General features: G+C 38.4%; 17 protein-coding genes. 5 read left to right on the top strand and 12 right to left on the bottom strand.

Translation table 11 applies throughout. The annotated features are described in order from the left end of the window. Positions 1-1,890: sensor histidine kinase (locus AC1DDX_RS06600; protein ID WP_477621882.1), on the top strand; the 1,890-nt coding region annotated here is incomplete at its 5' end. On the opposite strand, the gene ispG is transcribed toward AC1DDX_RS06600, so the two are convergent. From ispG to AC1DDX_RS06575, 5 genes are read right to left on the bottom strand one after another with little or no spacing between them, the layout of a single operon-like run. Next, entirely contained in the window at positions 1,850-3,844 is a 1,995-nt protein-coding gene (gene ispG, locus AC1DDX_RS06595; protein ID WP_288879604.1) for a (E)-4-hydroxy-3-methylbut-2-enyl-diphosphate synthase, read from the bottom strand. The two genes, AC1DDX_RS06600 and ispG, sit on opposite strands and share 41 nt — an antisense overlap. Positions 3,845-3,893: 49 nt before the next feature. Then, positions 3,894-4,514 (bottom strand): RDD family protein, encoded by a 621-nt coding sequence (locus AC1DDX_RS06590; RefSeq protein WP_172661000.1) that lies wholly within the window; start codon positions 4,512-4,514, stop codon positions 3,894-3,896. 41 nt (positions 4,515-4,555) lie between these two features. Continuing rightward, positions 4,556-5,488, bottom strand: coding sequence for a LiaF transmembrane domain-containing protein (locus tag AC1DDX_RS06585; RefSeq protein WP_288879602.1), 933 nt, complete (start codon positions 5,486-5,488; stop codon positions 4,556-4,558). Position 5,489: 1 nt separating this feature from the next. Next, on the bottom strand, positions 5,490-6,197 hold the full coding sequence (locus AC1DDX_RS06580; RefSeq protein ID WP_172661002.1) for a PspC domain-containing protein: 708 nt from the start codon (positions 6,195-6,197) through the stop codon (positions 5,490-5,492). Positions 6,198-6,217: 20 nt separating this feature from the next. Continuing rightward, positions 6,218-6,907, bottom strand: a complete 690-nt coding sequence (locus tag AC1DDX_RS06575) for an SDR family NAD(P)-dependent oxidoreductase (RefSeq protein ID WP_172661003.1) — start codon at positions 6,905-6,907, stop codon at positions 6,218-6,220. A 160-nt stretch (positions 6,908-7,067) separates the two neighbouring features. Between AC1DDX_RS06575 and AC1DDX_RS06570 the strand changes: the two genes are divergently transcribed. The 3 genes from AC1DDX_RS06570 to AC1DDX_RS06560 are packed head-to-tail and all read left to right on the top strand — an operon-like array spanning position 7,068 to position 9,445. Then, entirely contained in the window at positions 7,068-7,802 is a 735-nt protein-coding gene (locus AC1DDX_RS06570; RefSeq protein WP_172661004.1) for an MlaE family ABC transporter permease, read from the top strand. Continuing rightward, positions 7,799-8,551, top strand: coding sequence for an ABC transporter ATP-binding protein (locus AC1DDX_RS06565; RefSeq protein WP_048903872.1), 753 nt, complete (start codon positions 7,799-7,801; stop codon positions 8,549-8,551). Before AC1DDX_RS06570 ends, AC1DDX_RS06565 begins: the two co-directional genes overlap by 4 nt. Positions 8,552-8,560: 9 nt before the next feature. Then, on the top strand, positions 8,561-9,445 hold the full coding sequence (locus AC1DDX_RS06560) for a class I SAM-dependent methyltransferase (RefSeq protein ID WP_172661005.1): 885 nt from the start codon (positions 8,561-8,563) through the stop codon (positions 9,443-9,445). Between the two features lie 217 nt (positions 9,446-9,662). On the opposite strand, the gene AC1DDX_RS06555 is transcribed toward AC1DDX_RS06560, so the two are convergent. The 6 genes from AC1DDX_RS06555 to AC1DDX_RS06530 all read right to left on the bottom strand — a co-directional run bounded on the left by AC1DDX_RS06555 (position 9,663) and on the right by AC1DDX_RS06530 (position 16,743). Further along, complete coding sequence (locus AC1DDX_RS06555) at positions 9,663-10,691, bottom strand: hemin-degrading factor (RefSeq protein WP_172661006.1); 1,029 nt, start codon at positions 10,689-10,691, stop codon at positions 9,663-9,665. Positions 10,692-10,753: 62 nt separating this feature from the next. Next, the gene (locus AC1DDX_RS06550; protein WP_172661007.1) at positions 10,754-11,536 is read right to left on the bottom strand and encodes a heme ABC transporter ATP-binding protein; all 783 of its coding nucleotides are present in this window, start codon (positions 11,534-11,536) and stop codon (positions 10,754-10,756) included. After that, positions 11,537-12,583 (bottom strand): FecCD family ABC transporter permease, encoded by a 1,047-nt coding sequence (locus AC1DDX_RS06545; RefSeq protein ID WP_288879597.1) that lies wholly within the window; start codon positions 12,581-12,583, stop codon positions 11,537-11,539. A gap of 11 nt (positions 12,584-12,594) precedes the next feature. Further along, a complete protein-coding gene (locus AC1DDX_RS06540) occupies positions 12,595-13,464 on the bottom strand; it encodes a heme/hemin ABC transporter substrate-binding protein (RefSeq protein WP_337715863.1) in 870 nt (289 codons plus the stop codon). A gap of 72 nt (positions 13,465-13,536) precedes the next feature. Then, a complete protein-coding gene (locus AC1DDX_RS06535) occupies positions 13,537-14,619 on the bottom strand; it encodes an HmuY family protein (RefSeq protein ID WP_337715865.1) in 1,083 nt (360 codons plus the stop codon). 30 nt (positions 14,620-14,649) lie between these two features. Beyond that, positions 14,650-16,743, bottom strand: coding sequence for a TonB-dependent receptor plug domain-containing protein (locus AC1DDX_RS06530; protein WP_288879592.1), 2,094 nt, complete (start codon positions 16,741-16,743; stop codon positions 14,650-14,652). A gap of 208 nt (positions 16,744-16,951) precedes the next feature. Between AC1DDX_RS06530 and AC1DDX_RS06525 the strand changes: the two genes are divergently transcribed. Next, positions 16,952-17,995, top strand: a complete 1,044-nt coding sequence (locus tag AC1DDX_RS06525) for a hypothetical protein (protein ID WP_172661010.1) — start codon at positions 16,952-16,954, stop codon at positions 17,993-17,995. 53 nt (positions 17,996-18,048) lie between these two features. Here the strand turns inward: AC1DDX_RS06525 and AC1DDX_RS06520 are convergent. After that, positions 18,049-18,547: DUF6702 family protein (locus tag AC1DDX_RS06520; protein ID WP_477621881.1), on the bottom strand; the 499-nt coding region annotated here is incomplete at its 5' end.

The raw sequence follows: 18,547 nt of genomic DNA, 5'->3' as shown, positions 1-18,547 counted from the left end.
ATAGGTAAACAGGTAACTTATTTTGAAGATAAGGATGCATCATTAACGATTGATGAAGTTAAAACTTTTGAAAAGGCCGGAAAATTTAAACCCAGTGAATCAAACGTACTAAACCTCGGAAATACAAAATCTGCATTTTGGATTAAAATTAACTACGTTAATCAAAGCACAGGAAAAGCTTATTTAATTGCAGACATGCCCAATATTGAATACATTGATTGTTATGCAGATAACACTGACGGAACCTGGGTTCAATTCAAATCAGGCTTTTTAATACCTTCGAGCACCAAGGTAAAATCAGAGAATCGTTATACCTTCAGCTTACCTCAAAACAGCAACCAAACCGATGTACAGCACATTTTTATAAGGGTAAAATCTGACAATTACCTACCACTGCCATTAAAGATGGCTACCTCTGACACTTTAGTTGCGGGCCCTACTTTCAGAGACTACCTGGAGATTGTTTTTATGGGTGTTCTGCTTTCTTTATTTGTGTATAACATTTTCTTATACATGAATATGAGAGACAAATTGTACCTGTATTATTGTCTGTATGTGCCTGGTCTATTTATTTATGTTTCTTTGTATTTGAGGGGATATTCTTACCTTCTTAATTCTGAGATAAGGAAAATCATCAACCTTTATCCCCATGCCTTCCTGTCCGTAACAGTTATTTTTGGAATTTTATTTTGTAGACGTTTCCTCAATCTCCGTGTAACTGCACCAAAGTTTTTAAAGATTTACTTGGCACTTATTTTCTTTTGTGTCATCCTGTTTTTTGTCAGCATTCTTGGATACAAGGGAATAGCAGCTAACTATACGCAGATCTTGATGTTTGTTTCTCCTATCATTTTATGGATTTCAGGATTTGTTGCTTACAGAAGTGGGCATACTCCAGCTAAATATTATATTCTTGCCTGGAGCTTCATAGCTCTGGCGATCTTGATTGTCATTTTAACCTTATCGAAGATTCTTCCTTTTACAGATTATACTTTTGATCTTTTACCAATTGGATCAGCAATTGAATTGTTATTACTGTCATTTGCAATGGGATATCGTTATAATCTAGTAATTAAACGGGAACAGCATACACGAGATGAAAACCTGATGCTGGTAAACGATCAGAACCTGCGTTTGGAGCACATTGTTAAGGAGCGTACATTAAAACTCAGTGACACGATAACGGAACTGGAACTTTCCAATTCTGTAAAAAATAAGTTATTCTCTATCATTGCACATGACCTTAGAAGTCCTTTTAACAGTCTGACAGGCATCTTTGCGCTTAAAGACATGGACATGCTAACTCTCGAAGATTATAAAATGCTGTTAACAGAGAATCAAAAGCACATTGAAACGATCAATAGTTCTTTAAATAACCTTTTATATTGGGCAAGACGACAAATGGAAGTGGTAAATAGTGTACCCACTACATTTGATCTTAAACCTTTTATAGAAAAATTGCTTTTGGTTTATCTGCCGCTGATCCATAAGAAAGGGATCCTGACAGACATCAATTTATCGGATTCTTTTTCAGCTTATGCAGATGAGGACCATGTACAGCTCATTCTACGAAACCTGATTGACAATGCGATAAAGTTTACTCCTACCGGCAATGAAATTGGAATCGCCCTAAAAAACCATGGCAATATGGTAGAGATCTGCGTGTGGAATACCATCAATAATCCAGAGCAATTTGACGTTGAAGATATTCGAAATCCAAAAGCGGGAGGCGCAACCTACGGAACGGAAAATGAGAAAGGTATAGGTTTGGGCCTAACGCTGATCAGGGAATATATAAAAGCCAACGACAGCAAACTGAACATTGACCTGCTRGGAAATAAAGTGTCTTTTAGTTTTGATTTACCTCTATCCAGTTCCCGTCTTCTCTGATCAGTTCAATCAGATCATCAAGGGCACGGGCAGCATTTACATTTTTCTTGACCACTTCTTTTCCGCGATAAAGCGTTATTTTATCAGGGCCGGTCCCTACATAGCCATAATCGGCATCAGCCATTTCACCCGGGCCATTTACAATGCAACCCATGATACCAATTTTGATTCCTTTAAGATGATCGGTACGTGAACGGATCAATTGGGTAGTTTCCTGAAGATCAAAAAGTGTTCGTCCGCAGCTTGGACAAGAGATGTATTCTGTTTTAGAAATGCGGGTACGTGTTGCCTGTAAAATACCAAAACTTGTGGCATTAATTAGTGATAAGCCTACGGTTTCGTCAGCACTGATCCATATACCGTCGCCCAGTCCATCAGTAAACAAAGCACCAAGATCGGTAGCCGCATACAGCATCAGATCATCAGCACTAATGCCTGAATATGCTCTTTTTACTACAACCGGTATTTGCGAATTATGCTTCATTAAGGATACAAAAAACTCCCTTTGCATAGCCATACCATGTGCAGCATTAGTTTCTAATACCAAAACTACATTTGACTGCAATTTAGAAAGATCTATACCGGCACCCTCTTCTGCTTTTATACTAACAAGATTTAAATACTCATCTTTAACATCGGCAGCAATGTATTCTTCAAAAGAAAGTAAGGGATGGCAATTGTTCTTATCCTTTAAATTTAGCCAGGTTTGATAATTATAAATCTGCTTTAGATTACCCGGAAAAGAGAATGAAGGCAATGCATCTCCAAGATATACCATATCGGTTGCCTGATCGGCCATGTTGTATTTATCCAGACCTGCACTATATTTATAGCCAACTGCTGTTAAAAAGTAAGGGTCTTTTAAGTTTTCTTTAGATGCATCAATGATCACTACAGGGTGATGATGATCGCCAATATGTTGTACAGGTTCTGTATGCCTGCGGTTGTATTCGTAAGGATTATAGGGCAGGTCTTTTACAGTAATGCTTTCTGATTTTTGTCCCGCAATAATTTCATTATTTAACAGTGCCCTGGTTTCATATCTTGAAGCCAATGCTTTTGCAACAGGAGCCTCAAATTCAGGATCCTCGGTTAAAGAAACCCTAATGGTATCGCCCAATCCGTCTTCAAGTAATGTTCCAATACCAACTGCCGATTTAATACGGCCGTCTTCCCCATCGCCAGCCTCAGTTACACCAAGGTGCAAAGGATAATTCATGCCTTCTTTTACCATGGTCTCTACCAGTAAACGGTATGCCTGAACCATGATCTGTGTATTACTGGCTTTCATAGAGATAACCAGATTGTAATAATTCTGGTCCTCGCACATACGGATAAACTCCATTGCCGATTCAACCATACCTCTTGGAGTATCGCCGTAATGGCTCATGATCCGATCTGACAGCGATCCATGGTTAGTACCAATACGCATTGCTGTTCCGTATTCTTTACAGATCTTTACCAGCGGTGTAAATTTCTTATATATGCGCTCCAGCTCTGCCTGATAGGCTTGCTGCGTATATTCAATGTTTTCGAAGCGTTTCTTATCTGCATAGTTACCCGGATTTACCCTTACTTTTTCTACGATTCGAGCCGCAGCTTCAGCAGCATTTGGCGTAAAGTGGATATCGGCAACCAGTGGCACATTGTAACCCCTGAATCTTAATTCTTTTTTAATGTTAGCAAGGTTTTCTGCTTCCTTCATACTTGGGGCAGTAATACGAACATATTCGCAACCAGAGTTTACCATTCTAATGGTTTGCTCAACTGTACCCAAGGTATCCATGGTATCAGTTGTGGTCATAGATTGAATACGGATTGGATTTAATCCTCCCATAGGAATATCCCCGATACTAACCTCTCTGGTTAGAAATCTTGAATATTGGGTTAAACTGTTACAATACCCGCCATTTAACTCTTTCTGTAACGCGCGCTGATCAAATACTTTTTCCATGACTTGCTAATGTGCTACAAAGATAAAGATTATGTTTATAACTGTTATGTCAGATCAACCGGTCTTTTATAACCAGTGTATCCGCTATCAGATCATGAAAGCACTGTTGCTTCTTATTCAGAAAGCTGTACAAGTAGCCCAAAAAGAAAGGAGCTACAGACAATATTTTAGCAGCATTTCGGCCATAAGCATTATTTAAACTGATCCTGTTTCCACCCAGATCTGTAACTTTAATATTAATTAACCGCTTACCAATGGTTGCTTGCTTATCAGATGCTTCGGCAATGCTGCTATAAATAAATTTAGCAATAGAAATGAGGGGCAATCCTGCCAGTGAGACCATTATCCGCTGCGTTTTTTCTTCTACAAAGATGAAACTGATTAATACCAGCAGCACATAGCCCAGTGTTAAGAAAAAATAATCTATAACGGAGGCCAGCAAACGCTGATCAAAGGAAGCGAAGTATTGAGGGGCTGTTTTCTGAAAGGTAAAACCAAGAAGCTCACGTAGTTCTTGCAACTCGTGAGCTTCTTTATAATCGTCCATCCCAGGCTTCCTGATAAAAGTTCCCGGAAGGATATTTAGTGACTTTAATTGTTCTAATTGATATGGGCCTTCCGGCTTTCCGTTTATGACAACGGTATATTCAATTTCGTTCTTACTTTCCATTCTAAGAGTTAGCTTGTCGCAATTTAAGCGCGATAAATCGATTAATAACGATTTACCTCAAAGCTACTCAATCCTCCATCTAAATTGATAAATATCTTTTTAGCTGAAGCTTTATAATTCGGAGTTTCGTAGGTGCCATCTTCTAATTTGGTAAAACCTGTAAAATCTTTTGATGAAAGTCCGGTTTTGGTTTTGATTCTACATCCTGAATTTGATGGGATCTTAATTTTAACATCTGCTACACCAGTTTTTACATTTACATCTGTAATAGGCAGCAATTCTCCGATCTTAATATCAAGCGCAGCGGCACCACCATCAAAGTTGAAAGCGCGCACCTTGTATTGTGAAAGGTCAAAATTCACTTCTCCGGCCCCCATGTTCATATGGATTTCCCAGGTAGGTTTAATGTTTAATTTCATTTTAACATCGTTTCCACCGTCACCCATATTCCATTTCGAGTTGCCTTTCATTTTAAAGTTCACTGTAGTTATACTATCAGTTTTTTCTGTTTGTAATGAAAAGGTTCCTCCTCTTTTTTCTACATCTGCAGTAATTAAACTGTCTGTAGATCCTTTCAGGTCGAAAGATGTTCCACCTCCAGAAACATTCAAAACAGTTTTAGTAGAAACAGAATCTGTAAAAGGATGAGAGAAACTCAGGTGCTCGGTATCGTTGTTATCAAAATCTACACTGTCTTCAATGTTCACATCAGCCCATCTTTTACTCTCAGGAGCTTGCTGACCTTTGTAAAACAAAACGCCTAAGGTTACAACAAGGATTGCGATAGACACTATTCCACCTATCTGTGATTTATTTCTGTTAAAAAGAATATTTACACCTGCGATAATTAAAAATATTGGCCAGAAACGCCAAACATTGCGCCAGTAAAAATCAATTATATGAAAATTTTCTAAAAGGAGCACCCCACCTATAAAAAGCAGTACTATACCCCACATTATTCTATCCAGTTTCATCTTATATATCTTTTTTGGTGAATCTATCGTCTATATTGCTTTCGCCAGTATTTGAATTTCCTGGTATGTCTGTTGGTGTAGGTGCAGGGTTTACAGGATCAGTAGTTTGTCCTTCCTGAGGATTTTGTTTTTTCCATTCTTCCCAGGCATCTTTTCTTTTAGACTTAAGAATAAAGCTTACTCCTATTGCAACAAATACCAGTGGCCATAACTTGCCTATACTAAACCAGAAAGGAATGATATTAAACTCGTTCATCAGAAAATACAGGCCTATAACCAGTAAAAACAATCCCCCTACAGTTCTTCCAGTATCACTTTTCTGATAAGGCTTAAATTCAGGTTGTTTCGGCTCAGTTGTAAAACCTGCATCACTTACTGTAGATGAAGTCCATGCTTGCGATTGCGATGGATTTGATGTTTCAGGGTTTTGATACGGCTGTGAAAACGCGTTTGGTGAGTTAAAAGGATTATTTTGTGGTCCTTTATAAAACTCATTAAATTTTGAAAATCTTTTTGTCGGATCGTTATTTACAGGTACGACAATCCACATGATGATATACACCAAAATCCCTGTTCCAACTAAAAAGATGGTTGAGAGTACGAACAATAATCTGATTATCGTCACATCCACCTCCATGTACTCCGCAACTCCAGATGATACACCTGCAATTACTTTCTCATGCTCATTTCTAAATAATCTCTTGTCCATAATATATTTCCTCCTATATTTTAAAACTGTATCGGCTTTATAGTTATCTCATCAACATTTACGCCACTGCTTAAATTTAAAATGGTGTATATGGTATTCGCAATATCTTCTGGTTGTACAAAACGATCAGCGGGGATTTCTGTTCCCTCCCACGATGATGTTAGTGTTGAACCTGGCAATACAGCTGTTACCTTAACGTTGTATTTTGATAATTCCTCCCTAAATACACTATTAAGACTTAGCAATGCTGCTTTAGTTACACTATAGCTACCTGCATTTTCTGCATTTTGTTTACTGGCTATCGAACATATGTTAAAAATGTGGCCTGATTGCTGTGTGCGCATCATTTTACCAAAAAACTTTGACAGGTAATAGGCTGCGTTAAGGTTCAGATTTATTTGCTTTTCAAGCTGATCATCAGCTTCATCAAGTATAGATCCCTGCAAAAACATACCCGCATTATTCACTAAAACATCAACTTTGGGCATTTCGTTTTTTACAGCATTACAAAATGCATACACATCTTCTTTAATGCTGCAATCTGCCCGATAAGTAAATATCCTAACACCTGTATGCCTTAACTCTTCTGCAAAACTATCCAGTTCAGTCTTTTTTCTTGAACACACTGCTAAGTCATATCCACTCTGTGCCAGCTTTATTGCAATGGCCCTTCCAATACCTTTAGTCGCGCCGGTAATAATTGCATTCATTGTTTAAACATCTTTATTTAGCACAATAATACAAAAAAGCACCGCATGGCAAAACATTAATAGCCAAAGATTGGTTAGAAAAAGGGATTACAACGATTTCAACTTTTTATTGTTTCTTTGTAATAATATTGCACAAATACTATAGCTAATTTTTCATTGAATGAATTTCACCAATTTTGGCAGGTACCTACTTTTATTGAAAGCGGTATTTAGAAAGCCCGAAAAGTTTAAAATATACTTGAAGGCCATCTTTAAACAAATGGATTTTGTAGGGGTAGGTTCCCTGGGGCTGATTGCCATTATTTCTACTTTCATAGGAGCAGTAATGACATTACAAATTGCCTTCCAGTTGGTTAGCGACTTTATCCCTAAAACCATTATCGGTTCTGTAAACAGAGATTCAAGTATTCTTGAGCTTAGTCCTACCATTACCGCTATTGTTTTGGCCGGTAAAATCGGGTCTGCAATTTCCTCTGAAATTGGTACAATGCGTGTTAGCGAGCAGATTGATGCACTCGAGATTATGGGAATCAACTCTCCCGGTTATCTTATCCTGCCAAAAATCATTGCGGGGATTACCATGGTTCCTTTATTGGTAATTATGTCTATGTTCCTCAGCATTACCGGTGGATACATTGGTGGTACTTTATCTGGAGCTGTTTCTCCTGCCGAATATATTCAGGGTATCACTACTGATTTTAATCCTTATACCATTGTTGTAGCCCTTGTAAAGGCTTTTGTATTTGGTTTTATCATCACTTCGGTTCCTGCATATGAAGGTTTCTATGTAAAAGGCGGTGCACTCGAGGTAGCCCAGGCAAGTACAAGAGCTGTTGTTGTTAGCTGTATTACGATATTGGCATGTGATTACATTGTAACCCAGTTATTATTATGATCGAGATTAAGGACATACACAAATCGTTTGGCAGCAACAAAGTACTACAGGGAATTTCAGGTAAGTTTGAAGCTGGTGTAACCAACCTGATCATTGGAGGCTCCGGTTCGGGTAAAACCACACTACTTAAATGTATGATTGGCCTGCACCATCCTGAAGAAGGAAGTGTAGAATACGATGGGCGTGAGTTTACTACCATGAACTTCGAAGAAAAGATAGAGATCAGAAAAGAGATAGGTATGCTATTTCAGGGTTCCGCTTTATTTGATTCAATGACTGTTGAAGAGAACATCATGTTCCCTTTAAATATGTTTACCGATCAGGAACGTAAAGAAAAGCTGGAGCGCGTTAATTTCTGTTTGGAACGTGTAAACCTTGAAGGAAAAAACAAACTGTTTCCCGCAGAGCTTTCCGGTGGTATGAAAAAACGTGTGGGTATTGCCCGCGCTATTGCCATGAACCCAAAGTATTTGTTTGTTGATGAGCCAAACTCTGGACTTGATCCTAAAACTTCGATTGTAATTGATGAGCTGATTAAAGAGCTTACTGAAGAATACAACACTACAACCATAGTTGTTACCCATGATATGAACTCTGTAATGGGTATCGGCGACTATATTCTTTTCTTGCACGAAGGCAAGAAATTCTGGGAAGGCTCTAACAAAGAAATTGCCCATACTGAGATTCAAGAACTAAATGATTTCGTTTTTGCAAGCCGCTTTATGAAGGCTGCAAAAGGAAAGTTTTAATATATAATTATGATAAGCCTGCTAACACCCACGCATTGGAAAGATTATGAGCTGATTGATTGTGGTGATTTTGAAAAATTAGAACGTTTCGGTAACCTGGTACTATCCAGACCTGAGCCCCAAGCGGTATGGAAAAAGACTTTGTCTGATCAAGACTGGAAAAAACAAACACATATCAAATTTAAAGGTCGCTCTGCTACCTCCGGAGAATGGATTAAAAACTCCGCCCATTTACCAGATCGCTGGAATGTTGAGTACAAAAATGATGATGTAAGTATTAACCTCCGCTTAGGATTAACCTCATTTAAGCATGTTGGTGTTTTCCCTGAACAAGCTGTGAATTGGGATTATATCTCTTCATCGATAAAGAAATTTAAAACGGCAAGCCCTAAAGTATTAAACTTATTTGCTTATACAGGTGCTGCATCGTTAATTGCAAAAGCTGCCGGAGCAGACACTACTCATGTTGACTCTATTAAACAAGTAGTAAACTGGGCTAATGAAAACCAGGAACTTTCTAAGCTTAAAGATGTACGCTGGGTGGTTGAAGACGCACTAAAGTTTGTAAAAAGAGAGCTTAAACGCGGTAAAAAATATAATGGAATTATCTTGGACCCCCCTGCTTTTGGTCATGGACCAAATGGTGAGAAGTGGAAACTGGAAGACCACATTCAGGAAATGATGCAGGATGTTGTTCAGTTGCTGGATGAAGAAGAACACTTTCTGATCTTAAACACTTACTCTTTAGGTTTTTCTTCTGTTATTGTAGAGAATCTGATTAAAACTTCATTCCCTCAGGTAAAAAATCTTGAGACAGGAGAATTGTATTTGCAGGCAACTTCGGGTATTAAACTACCATTAGGTGTTTTTGGCAAGTTCAATACTTTCAAATAAAGAAATTCAATATTTTCAATTAGGAAGTGGCGTACACCCGTCATCTCGAAGGAGAGATCTCTTGAACTACTAAACAAGAGATCTCTCCTTCGAGATGACGACAGCTTTAAGATGGAGGAATAGATTTTAAAAATAAAAAAGGCGCCGGGACCTAAACCGACGCCTTTAAACACACTTAAACCCAGTAACACCTTACTGCTTAAGTTTCTTTCGCTGTTTATGCAATTACAGCTAATTCATTTGCGATCATTCTCCAATTCTCATTTTCAGGAATACCAGGTTTACGCTTTCCAAAAAACTGAACAATGATGTTTCCTTCTTTATCAAATACTTCAATACTGGTTACAATACCATCATCTGTTGGCTTTTTAACTAACCATACGTTTGCAATACCATCTTCACGAAGGTGCATGTTAAATTCAGGATCCAGGACGTTAAACCACGGGCCTGTTTGAACAAGCTTCTTTACCAAACCAGTATGGATCTGGATACAGCCGGCATTTGAGGTAAAAACCATTATTTCAAGATCAGTTTCTGAAGCCCTAGTTAAAATTGCTTTCAGAGAATCGGTTGTAATTTGTGTAGCATGGCCTTCAGGTGCTAAACGCAAACCCTGAGTGCGACTTAATCCATGAGTTCTTAACAAACCATGAAAATCGTGCGTATCCTTTAGCGCCAACCATTCCTTTTTAAATGTTTCTACATCAACTTCCTGATCTGGTTTTTCTACGGCAGCAACTTTCTCTGTAATTATCTCTAATGCAGCGGTCTGATCGTCTGCAGTATATTTTTCAACCAATACCTCATAAGCGTCAGCATTGCTCGTATCGGTTAAGTAGATTTTGTGTATCGCCTGTCCATCCTTACCAAAAAACTGGAGGCTTTTACGGTCATTCTCATTAACCGCAAAGGCCGATTTCCATGCGCTCATAAATAACCTCAAATCGATATCAGGATTTACTGCCAATCCCATCATTCCTTTAAAAGATACTTTTTTATAGATTCCTTTACGTTCATGAACACAAAAGTCATTACGTGTTAAGGCCATTACATAACCTAAGCTTTCAACTTCTTTTAATATCTCCTGGAATTGGTCCTGCAAACGGATAGCTGTTGAGTTTACAGTTGTTGCGATTAATTCGGCTTCGCTGGTACCAAGTTGTTTTGCAGCATCTCTGATACGGACTTTTGGGTTTTCTGTTTTGAATGCTTCCCACTGGCTTTTTAAATCTAATATCTTTTCCATTTTATCCTGTTTTAATTAATTCGTTCTATTTTAAATTGAAGTGTATTCATGATACACCTTTTTTAGCTTACACTAGTAGCTGGTATAACCAGCGGACAATTATAATCTTCGCATTCCATTAGCTTTACTTTAATGCTAAAAGTCTCATGAATATTATCACAATTGATCACTTCAACAGGCAACCCTTCGGCTACTTTTTTACCATTTTTTAACATCAGTATTCTATCTGCAAAGCGAGAAGCATAATTGATGTCATGCAAAATGCAGATCACGCAATACCCTCTGTCGGCCAGTTTACGAGCCAACACCATAATCTGCTGCTGAAACTGAATATCAAGACCGTTTGTAGGCTCATCCAATAACAAACAGGCATTCGGGCTGTCATAAACCTGTGCAATAACCCTCGCCAATTGAACCCTTTGCTGTTCACCACCTGACAGCGTATTATAATCTCGGCCCGACAAATGGCTTATTCCTGTATCCTGCATCACTCTTCTTACCACCGAAAAATCGTTGGCAGCTGGCTTCTGATCAAAATGTGGATATCTTCCCATCATTACCAGTTCATCAACAATAAAAGAAACTGAAATCGTATTGTGCTGAGAAAGCACAGCTCTTGTCTTTGCCAGGTCTTCGAGCCTGTAATTCATCAGCTCTTTTCCCTTAATAAAAACCTTACCTGCCGATGGCCTTATCTCTCTGCAAAGCAATTTCATTAAAGTACTTTTACCGGCACCATTAGCACCTAAAATAGCCAGCATTTCACCAGAGTGAGCCTCAAAGCTCAACCCATCTACCAGTTTCCTGTTTCCTACTTTATAGGTAAGTTCTTCTACTCGGATCATCTATAGGTTGTTTTTATTTTTCTCAGAAATAATAATATATATAAACACAGGCACACCAATCATTGCAGTTAATATGCCTATTGGAAGTTCCGCCGGAGCAACTATTGTTCTTGCAATAAGATCGGCCCCGGTTAACAAAGCCCCACCAAGCAATGCTGATCCAGGAATTACCAGTCTATGATCAGCAGTAAATGTCATCCTTATAATATGTGGAATAATTAAGCCGATAAATCCAATAATTCCGGCCATGGCAACAGAAGCACCCACAGCCATGGTGGCCAGAATAATAATCATCCGTTTAACTACTTTAACATTTACACCCATATGCAAAGCCTGGGGTTCTCCAAGGACCAATGCGTTTAAAGATTTGGCAAAAAAAGGAAGCGTAACAATAGGAATTAAAACAAAGGGTAATAATGCACTAACAGTTTGCCAGCTAGCCCCGCCTAGACTTCCAAGGTTCCAAAATGTAATGTTTCTTAATTGTGCATCGGTAGCCATGTACGTCATTAATCCAATAAACGAATTTGCCAATGCATTAATTGCCAATCCGGCCAGTAATAAAGTTGTGATAACTGTTTTACCATTCTTCATCGCAATGCGATAAACAATCATCGTAGTAATACCGGCACCAATAAATGCTGCAATAGATAAGGCGTAAAAACTTAATGTACCTGTTAGATTTTTAAAAATATTTATCTCAAGCACGATCATAATTACAGCAAACAATGTGGCACCCGATGATATTCCTATTAAACCAGGTTCGGCAAGGGGGTTGCGAAACAACCCCTGAATGGCAGCTCCTGAAACGCCCAATCCGGCGCCAATAAGGCTACCCAACAGCACTCTTGGCAGACGAAGATTAAAAAACACTGATTCCTGTTGCGAAGTAAAGCCCTGATGATCGGATAATCTTGTATGGTAACTTATGATAGATAGCAGTTCAGAGAAACTGATATCCACAGCACCAATGCAGGAAGAAACCACCATGGTTACGACCAGAACTACCGCAAGCAGTACAATAATATATCCTGTTTTTTTAATCACCTCTATTTTCTCTACTTAACTGCGTTGTTGATTTTACCAGACAATTCTGTTATTGCCTTGCCTAAACGCAAACCGAAACCGGTTAGCAAAGCACCATCCATAGTGATGAACTTCTTGTTTTTACCTGCATTTGTTTGCGCTATACCCTGAACTGTTTCCAAACCTTGCGTACCGCCTAAACTTTGCAAACCATCATCAAACAACAAGATTACATCGGGGTTGGCTTTAACAAGTGCTTCGGAGGTTAAAGGCTTATACTCAGAAAATCCTGTTACCGCATTTTGTGCTCCGGCTAATTCAATCACTTTATCAACTTGTGTACCTAAGCCGCCAACCATCATTGTTCCTGTGCCTCGGGCATAAATAAACAGTACTTTAGCTTTTTTTGTATTTGTTATTTGTTTTTGAGTAGCCGCTACTTCCGCATCAAATACCTTAATTAGGGAATCTGCCTTGGTCTGCTGCAATAGGCTATCGCCAACGGAACGGATTAAGTTCTTAGCCCCATCTATTGAGAATTCTTGTTTAAACAATACTAATTTAATGCCCGCGGTTTTAAACTGGGCGGCAAGTTGAGGAGATACTTCTTTATCAATCGCCACAACGATATTAGGTTGAAGCGACAAAACACCCTCAACATTGACCTTACTACTGTGGCCTACCTTAGGCTTGCTTTTTAAGCTTTCGGGATAGCTGCTTGTTATATCCGTTCCTACAATGTTTTTTTCTAAACCCAGTCCGGCAACTATTTCACTTACAGTTCCATTTAAAGAAACAATTTTCACACTATCCGGCAATTGCCTGACAGTGTTATTTTCGGTAGTGTTCCTGCATGCACTAAACATGGCAACAGCTACCATCAGCAATCCTATTTTTTTCATAATAAATGTTTAAAAAGAGGAGCTTCCGGGGGGGCCGAAAGCATCCTCATCTAACCAAACTAAACCAAACTTTTATCCTTTTTTAACGAGTTTATATTCTACTACAGGCTTGCCGCGCACTCCACCGTCGCTTGCATGAAAACTGTTAAATTTCAATTTGTATATATTACCGGCGCCATCTTTTACAACGTAAAACGAATCAGTTTTTACACCTACTGCGGTACCGGTTGTATTTCTCCATTTATCACCAATTGCATCTCGGTTTGCACTGAACGATAAAGCATTAAGGTTCGACTCAGAAAAATCTGCGTAACTTACTACCGAAGTTTTAACTTGAGCTACCTGAACACCATTTAGGCTATTGGTAAAAACGATATCAGAAAAGCTATATGGGAAAATACCATCCGCATTTGTACCATAATACATGGTCCAGGTCCATACCAGATCCCAGTTGGCTTTTACAGGCTCCACATTTACACTTTTTCCATCAGTAAGAGAGAAAAAGCTATAGTTAGAATTTGCATCCTTAACAATATCAACAGATTTAAAAGTAGTTTCCTTTAGCTTAGCATATTGCAAAGTATACCCGTTGGCCTTACGAAGAACCCTTACTTTGTAAACGGTCTCTGCACTTATTACTGAGCTATGACTACCACCAACCGGACTAACTATATAGACCTTATTTTCTGAATCTGTTGCAGAGATGGTTTCAATTGCAGTTTTATTAAGGATGCTGGCTTCTCTGGGGTCATCAAATTTCTTAAATTCAATTTCAGCTTTAGCACCTGTCTCGCCAAGCGCAATCGTTAAATCAGACAGGTTAAAATCTGCTTCAGTTACGGCATTTAAATCTGTCTTATCTAGCTTCTTTGCCGATGCCCCTGAAGTTCCGTTCAGAACAACTTTAAAATCATTACCAGAATAAAAACCTAAAGCCCAGCTGTTACGAAGCACGGTTGTTTGTTGGGCTCCACTTAAATCTACATAAACACTGTTGGCAGCACTACTGCCTGCTTCGGCACCAGCTATTCCATTTAGAGTTAATGTTGTCCCATCAGATACCGGAACCTCCAATATTGGATCGTCATCTTTACTGCAAGAAGTAAAGACTGTAGCAAAACACAATAGGGCAACGAGTTTAGTAATTTTGTTCATGATTTTATACGTATTATAATGATTAATAATCTAATTCTTGTTCCAATTAAAACTTAACCCTACAACATATGAGCGTCCATAATTCAATGGAACCGGGCCACCCGTTGAGTGTGCCGAACCAGTTGCAACTGATGTGCTGCTAATGGTAGTTACATCGAACAGGTTTTTAACTCCTGCATTCAGATTAAGAGATTTAAATATCTTTTTATTGATCATCAGATCTGCTGTACTATAAGAACCGGTTTTCTCAAGTGTTACCTGCTCTATTCCATTGTTCGTATTGAGCTGATAAAAAGGCCTTCTTCCTGAAAATTTATAGGCCAGATTTACAGTTGCACCAATTCTGGAAAAGGTGTAAGTGATGTTGCTGTTCACCTCAGGAGTCCATGCAAATTCATCAGATTCACCAGGTTTTGGAGCATCGGCTACGAAACGGTTATTAATACCGATATAGGAAAGGCCCAGAGAAACCTGAAAATCATTAAGCGTTAAAGTATTTTCAAAAGTTCCTCCAGTTGTTTTGTAGCGAGAAACGTTTATAAGAGTAGTAATTGTAGGATCAGCAGCAGAAAGGCCAAAATCTATTCTGTTTCTGAAAGTATTATAAAAGCCACTTACAACTGAGCGGAAATCAGCATTTTCATTATGCGACCTGGTAAAAGTCAGCGATCCGGTCAAACTATGTGACTGTTCTGCTTTAAGGTTTTCGTTTCCTAAAATAGAATGGCTGGCATCAAAGAAATCGTAATAAAGTTCGCGTAAGGCAGGCGAGCGGAAACCACTTGCATAACCCAAACGCAAATCAAGATCTTTATTTAACCTGAATTTTGTATTAAGTGATGGAATTACAGGGGGGGCATCGTAAACTGAGTTTTTAATAAAGCGGGCACCCGGTCTTATGGTTATACCATCTGTAACCTTCCACTCAGAAGATATAAAGAAAGCATAATCATGAATAGAGGGATCTCCTTTAATCCTTGCTCCACTTGAACCATCCAGATTAATCTCGATACCAGGTTGAAAAGACCATTGGTCTGATAACCTATACTGAGCTGTTGCTCGGACCGATGTAGATTGGAATTTAGATACATCTTGTTCGCCGGCACCGGTAGACAATTCTTCCTTTCCTGTAGAATAGTCATGCAGCACACTTCTGGTAGTACGTTTTAAGTTGGAATAACCAAGTATTCCACTAAGCTGCAATTTCTCAGTTAGCTTATAATCGCTTTGTATTTGCTGGGTATATCTATTGGTGATGTATTTTTGATTAACAGACTTAAAAATGTTTGGGTTATAGCCACCCTTGCTTAAAATAGTCTCATCAGCATAATCCATTCGGTACCATACATTTAACTTATCACTATTATAACCCAGACGGCCATTTCCCAACCATTGCTCTTTAGGTTTCCACCTATTAATATCAGCAGCGATCTGCGCTGCAGTAGCCAAAGCAGGTGCACTGTTAAAACCATTAAAATCGTTATGGGTTACACCTCCAAGAACACTCCAACGCTTATTTTGCCAGCTTGCTCCTACGTGTTGCAAGTGGGAACCTTTTTTACTGAACGCTGAGTACTCATCCCCCACTGTTTCCTCTTGCACCCTCGCATTAAGGCTTAATGTTTCTTTAACTGCTTTTTTTGTAATGATATTGATTACACCAGCAAGTGCATCGGTACCATAAGAAACCGAGAGTGGCCCTTCTACTATCTCTATGCGCTCAATGGAGTTGATGTCTATTTGGTTTAAACTTTCTCTGGTATCTCCCCTGTCTATCATTGGCACACCATCTAAAAGGATCTTAACGTTTCTGCCCGACATGCCCATTAAAGTTACGTCGCTTGTACCTAACGCCATGTCGTTAGAAAACCTGAAGCCTAATTCTGTATTTAATACTTGCTGAATATTTGTTGCAGCACGCAAGCGAATACGCTCTGAATTAATAACACGTGTTCTGTAAACTGAATTTCTTAATGATTGAGGTTGATATTCGCCCGTAACTACAACTTCCTTTAGGGAATTAGCTGTGGTATCGCTTTTCAATTCCTTGTCGGCACCTTTATCTTGTGCTTGTGTAGTTGAAACGATAAAAAATACAGCCATTAACAGTAAGCCAATTCTCATTAACAATCTATTTAGAATAATTTTAAATAACACCGCAAGTATAAGAACTTATTTAGACTAATTACAAATAATAAATAGAAATATTTTAATTAACCCTGATAACCAGCTTTTTTATTACTATGTATAGTGGTATACTTGTAAAAAATTTTATTGTTGGCTTGGAACTGACATTTACATCTTATCTTACCATAAAAAACAAGTATAAAAAATGAAATTATCTCATCTAGCAGGGATGCTTTTAGTCGGAATGGCTTCAATTGGTGTATTTATAAGCTGCACCTCGGACGTTAAAAAGGCCAATGGCCAAACAAAAAATGCTCCTGGAGATTCGACAGCAACCGAAACAAAAGAAGATTTGCGGGGACCGATTGACACTGCAAAGTATGATGCAATTATGGCAAAGTTAGCCAATGGTGATACCACTGGTAAATGGCCGGTTAAAAAACAACCATACCCACTTGCAGGTGCTATACTTCCATTTAAACGTATTGTTGTTTATTATGGAAATTTACACTCTAAAAAAATGGGTGCCCTGGGCGAATATGCTCCAAAAGAGATGTGGAAAAGATTGGATGCTGAAGTTAAACATTGGGAAAAAGTTGATCCTACTACTCCCGTACAGCCAGGTTTACATTACATTGCTGCTGTAGCAAGTGGTACGCCGGGCAGAGATGGGAAGTACATTAACCGTATGGCCAACTCACAGATTGACTCTGTATTAAGCATTGCTAAAATGCGTCCTAATACTATTGTATTTCTAGATTTACAGGTAGCACTAAGCAACATCAAGGCTGAATTGCCGCATATAGAAAAATACTTACAATTACCATTTGTGCATCTAGGTATAGATCCTGAGTTTTCTATGAAAGATGGTTCGCTTCCAGGTAAAAAAATCGGAACTTACGATGCTGCCGATATCAACTATGTTTCTCAGTATTTAACTAATCTTGTAAAGAAATATAACTTGCCTCCAAAAGTATTTGTGGTTCACCGTTTCACAAAAAAGATGGTTACCAATTCTCAAAACATAAAACTTCGTCCGGAAGTTCAAATTGTAATGCATATGGACGGATGGGGTGAGCCAGAACTTAAAAAAGGAACTTACCGTCACTTTATTTTCTCTGAGCCTGTTCAGTTTACGGGCTTCAAATTGTTCTATAAAAATGATTTGAAAAAAGATCCTAAGCGCTTAATGACTCCAGAGGAATTGATGAAATTGAAACCAGTTCCGGTTTACATTCAATACCAGTAAACTGTGTAAAGATTTAATTAAAAGGGAGCAGTTGCTCCCTTTTTTATTTAGGATTAATAAGAAAACGCGACTGATTTTTCCGGGTTATCAAGTTTGGTACTTTTTCGCTTTCCATTAACTGTAGCATGAATCATATTGATCTGTGAATCGTGCTGTTCAAACAGTATGTCGTTTTGAATCTCTAGCTTTTCGATGCTTTCTATTTTTTCACTTTCAAAATAGCACCATGCGGCATCCTCTTCAATTTGATATCCCAGGTACTTTAGCGTAAGCGATTTATTATTAGCCTTAATCTGCAGGTGGCTTTTTATGTAATCGGAAATAAGCCCGTCTACCTGTTTACGATCTTTAGGCTTCAAAATATTGATACTTGTTTTATAACGCTTATCAAGCGCATTTTCAAAATCATCAAAAAATACACGCACACTTACCTGAACAGTTTTTGTTTTTTGATTATGATCTATCTCGGTTACGCTAACGTAAAATGGATGAAAAATATTTAACCAAAAAAATAAAATAAGTTGTAACATTTTGTATAGGTAGATATAAAAT

The organism is Pedobacter sp. 10L46_2, from assembly GCF_056395165.1.
This window is presented reverse-complemented; position numbering and strand designations above follow the sequence as displayed.

What these genes read in the sequence shown, in the direction of transcription:
- ispG (WP_288879604.1), bottom strand. Translation starts at nt 3,844, where the DNA reads ATGGAAAAAGTATTTGATCAGCGCGCGTTACAGAAAGAGTTAAATGGC.
- AC1DDX_RS06590 (WP_172661000.1), bottom strand. Translation starts at nt 4,514, where the DNA reads ATGGAAAGTAAGAACGAAATTGAATATACCGTTGTCATAAACGGAAAG.
- AC1DDX_RS06585 (WP_288879602.1), bottom strand. Translation starts at nt 5,488, where the DNA reads ATGAAACTGGATAGAATAATGTGGGGTATAGTACTGCTTTTTATAGGT.
- AC1DDX_RS06580 (WP_172661002.1), bottom strand. Translation starts at nt 6,197, where the DNA reads ATGGACAAGAGATTATTTAGAAATGAGCATGAGAAAGTAATTGCAGGT.
- AC1DDX_RS06575 (WP_172661003.1), bottom strand. Translation starts at nt 6,907, where the DNA reads ATGAATGCAATTATTACCGGCGCGACTAAAGGTATTGGAAGGGCCATT.
- AC1DDX_RS06570 (WP_172661004.1), top strand. Translation starts at nt 7,068, where the DNA reads ATGAATTTCACCAATTTTGGCAGGTACCTACTTTTATTGAAAGCGGTA.
- AC1DDX_RS06565 (WP_048903872.1), top strand. Translation starts at nt 7,799, where the DNA reads ATGATCGAGATTAAGGACATACACAAATCGTTTGGCAGCAACAAAGTA.
- AC1DDX_RS06560 (WP_172661005.1), top strand. Translation starts at nt 8,561, where the DNA reads ATGATAAGCCTGCTAACACCCACGCATTGGAAAGATTATGAGCTGATT.
- AC1DDX_RS06555 (WP_172661006.1), bottom strand. Translation starts at nt 10,691, where the DNA reads ATGGAAAAGATATTAGATTTAAAAAGCCAGTGGGAAGCATTCAAAACA.
- AC1DDX_RS06550 (WP_172661007.1), bottom strand. Translation starts at nt 11,536, where the DNA reads ATGATCCGAGTAGAAGAACTTACCTATAAAGTAGGAAACAGGAAACTG.
- AC1DDX_RS06540 (WP_337715863.1), bottom strand. Translation starts at nt 13,464, where the DNA reads ATGAAAAAAATAGGATTGCTGATGGTAGCTGTTGCCATGTTTAGTGCA.
- AC1DDX_RS06535 (WP_337715865.1), bottom strand. Translation starts at nt 14,619, where the DNA reads ATGAACAAAATTACTAAACTCGTTGCCCTATTGTGTTTTGCTACAGTC.
- AC1DDX_RS06530 (WP_288879592.1), bottom strand. Translation starts at nt 16,743, where the DNA reads ATGAGAATTGGCTTACTGTTAATGGCTGTATTTTTTATCGTTTCAACT.
- AC1DDX_RS06525 (WP_172661010.1), top strand. Translation starts at nt 16,952, where the DNA reads ATGAAATTATCTCATCTAGCAGGGATGCTTTTAGTCGGAATGGCTTCA.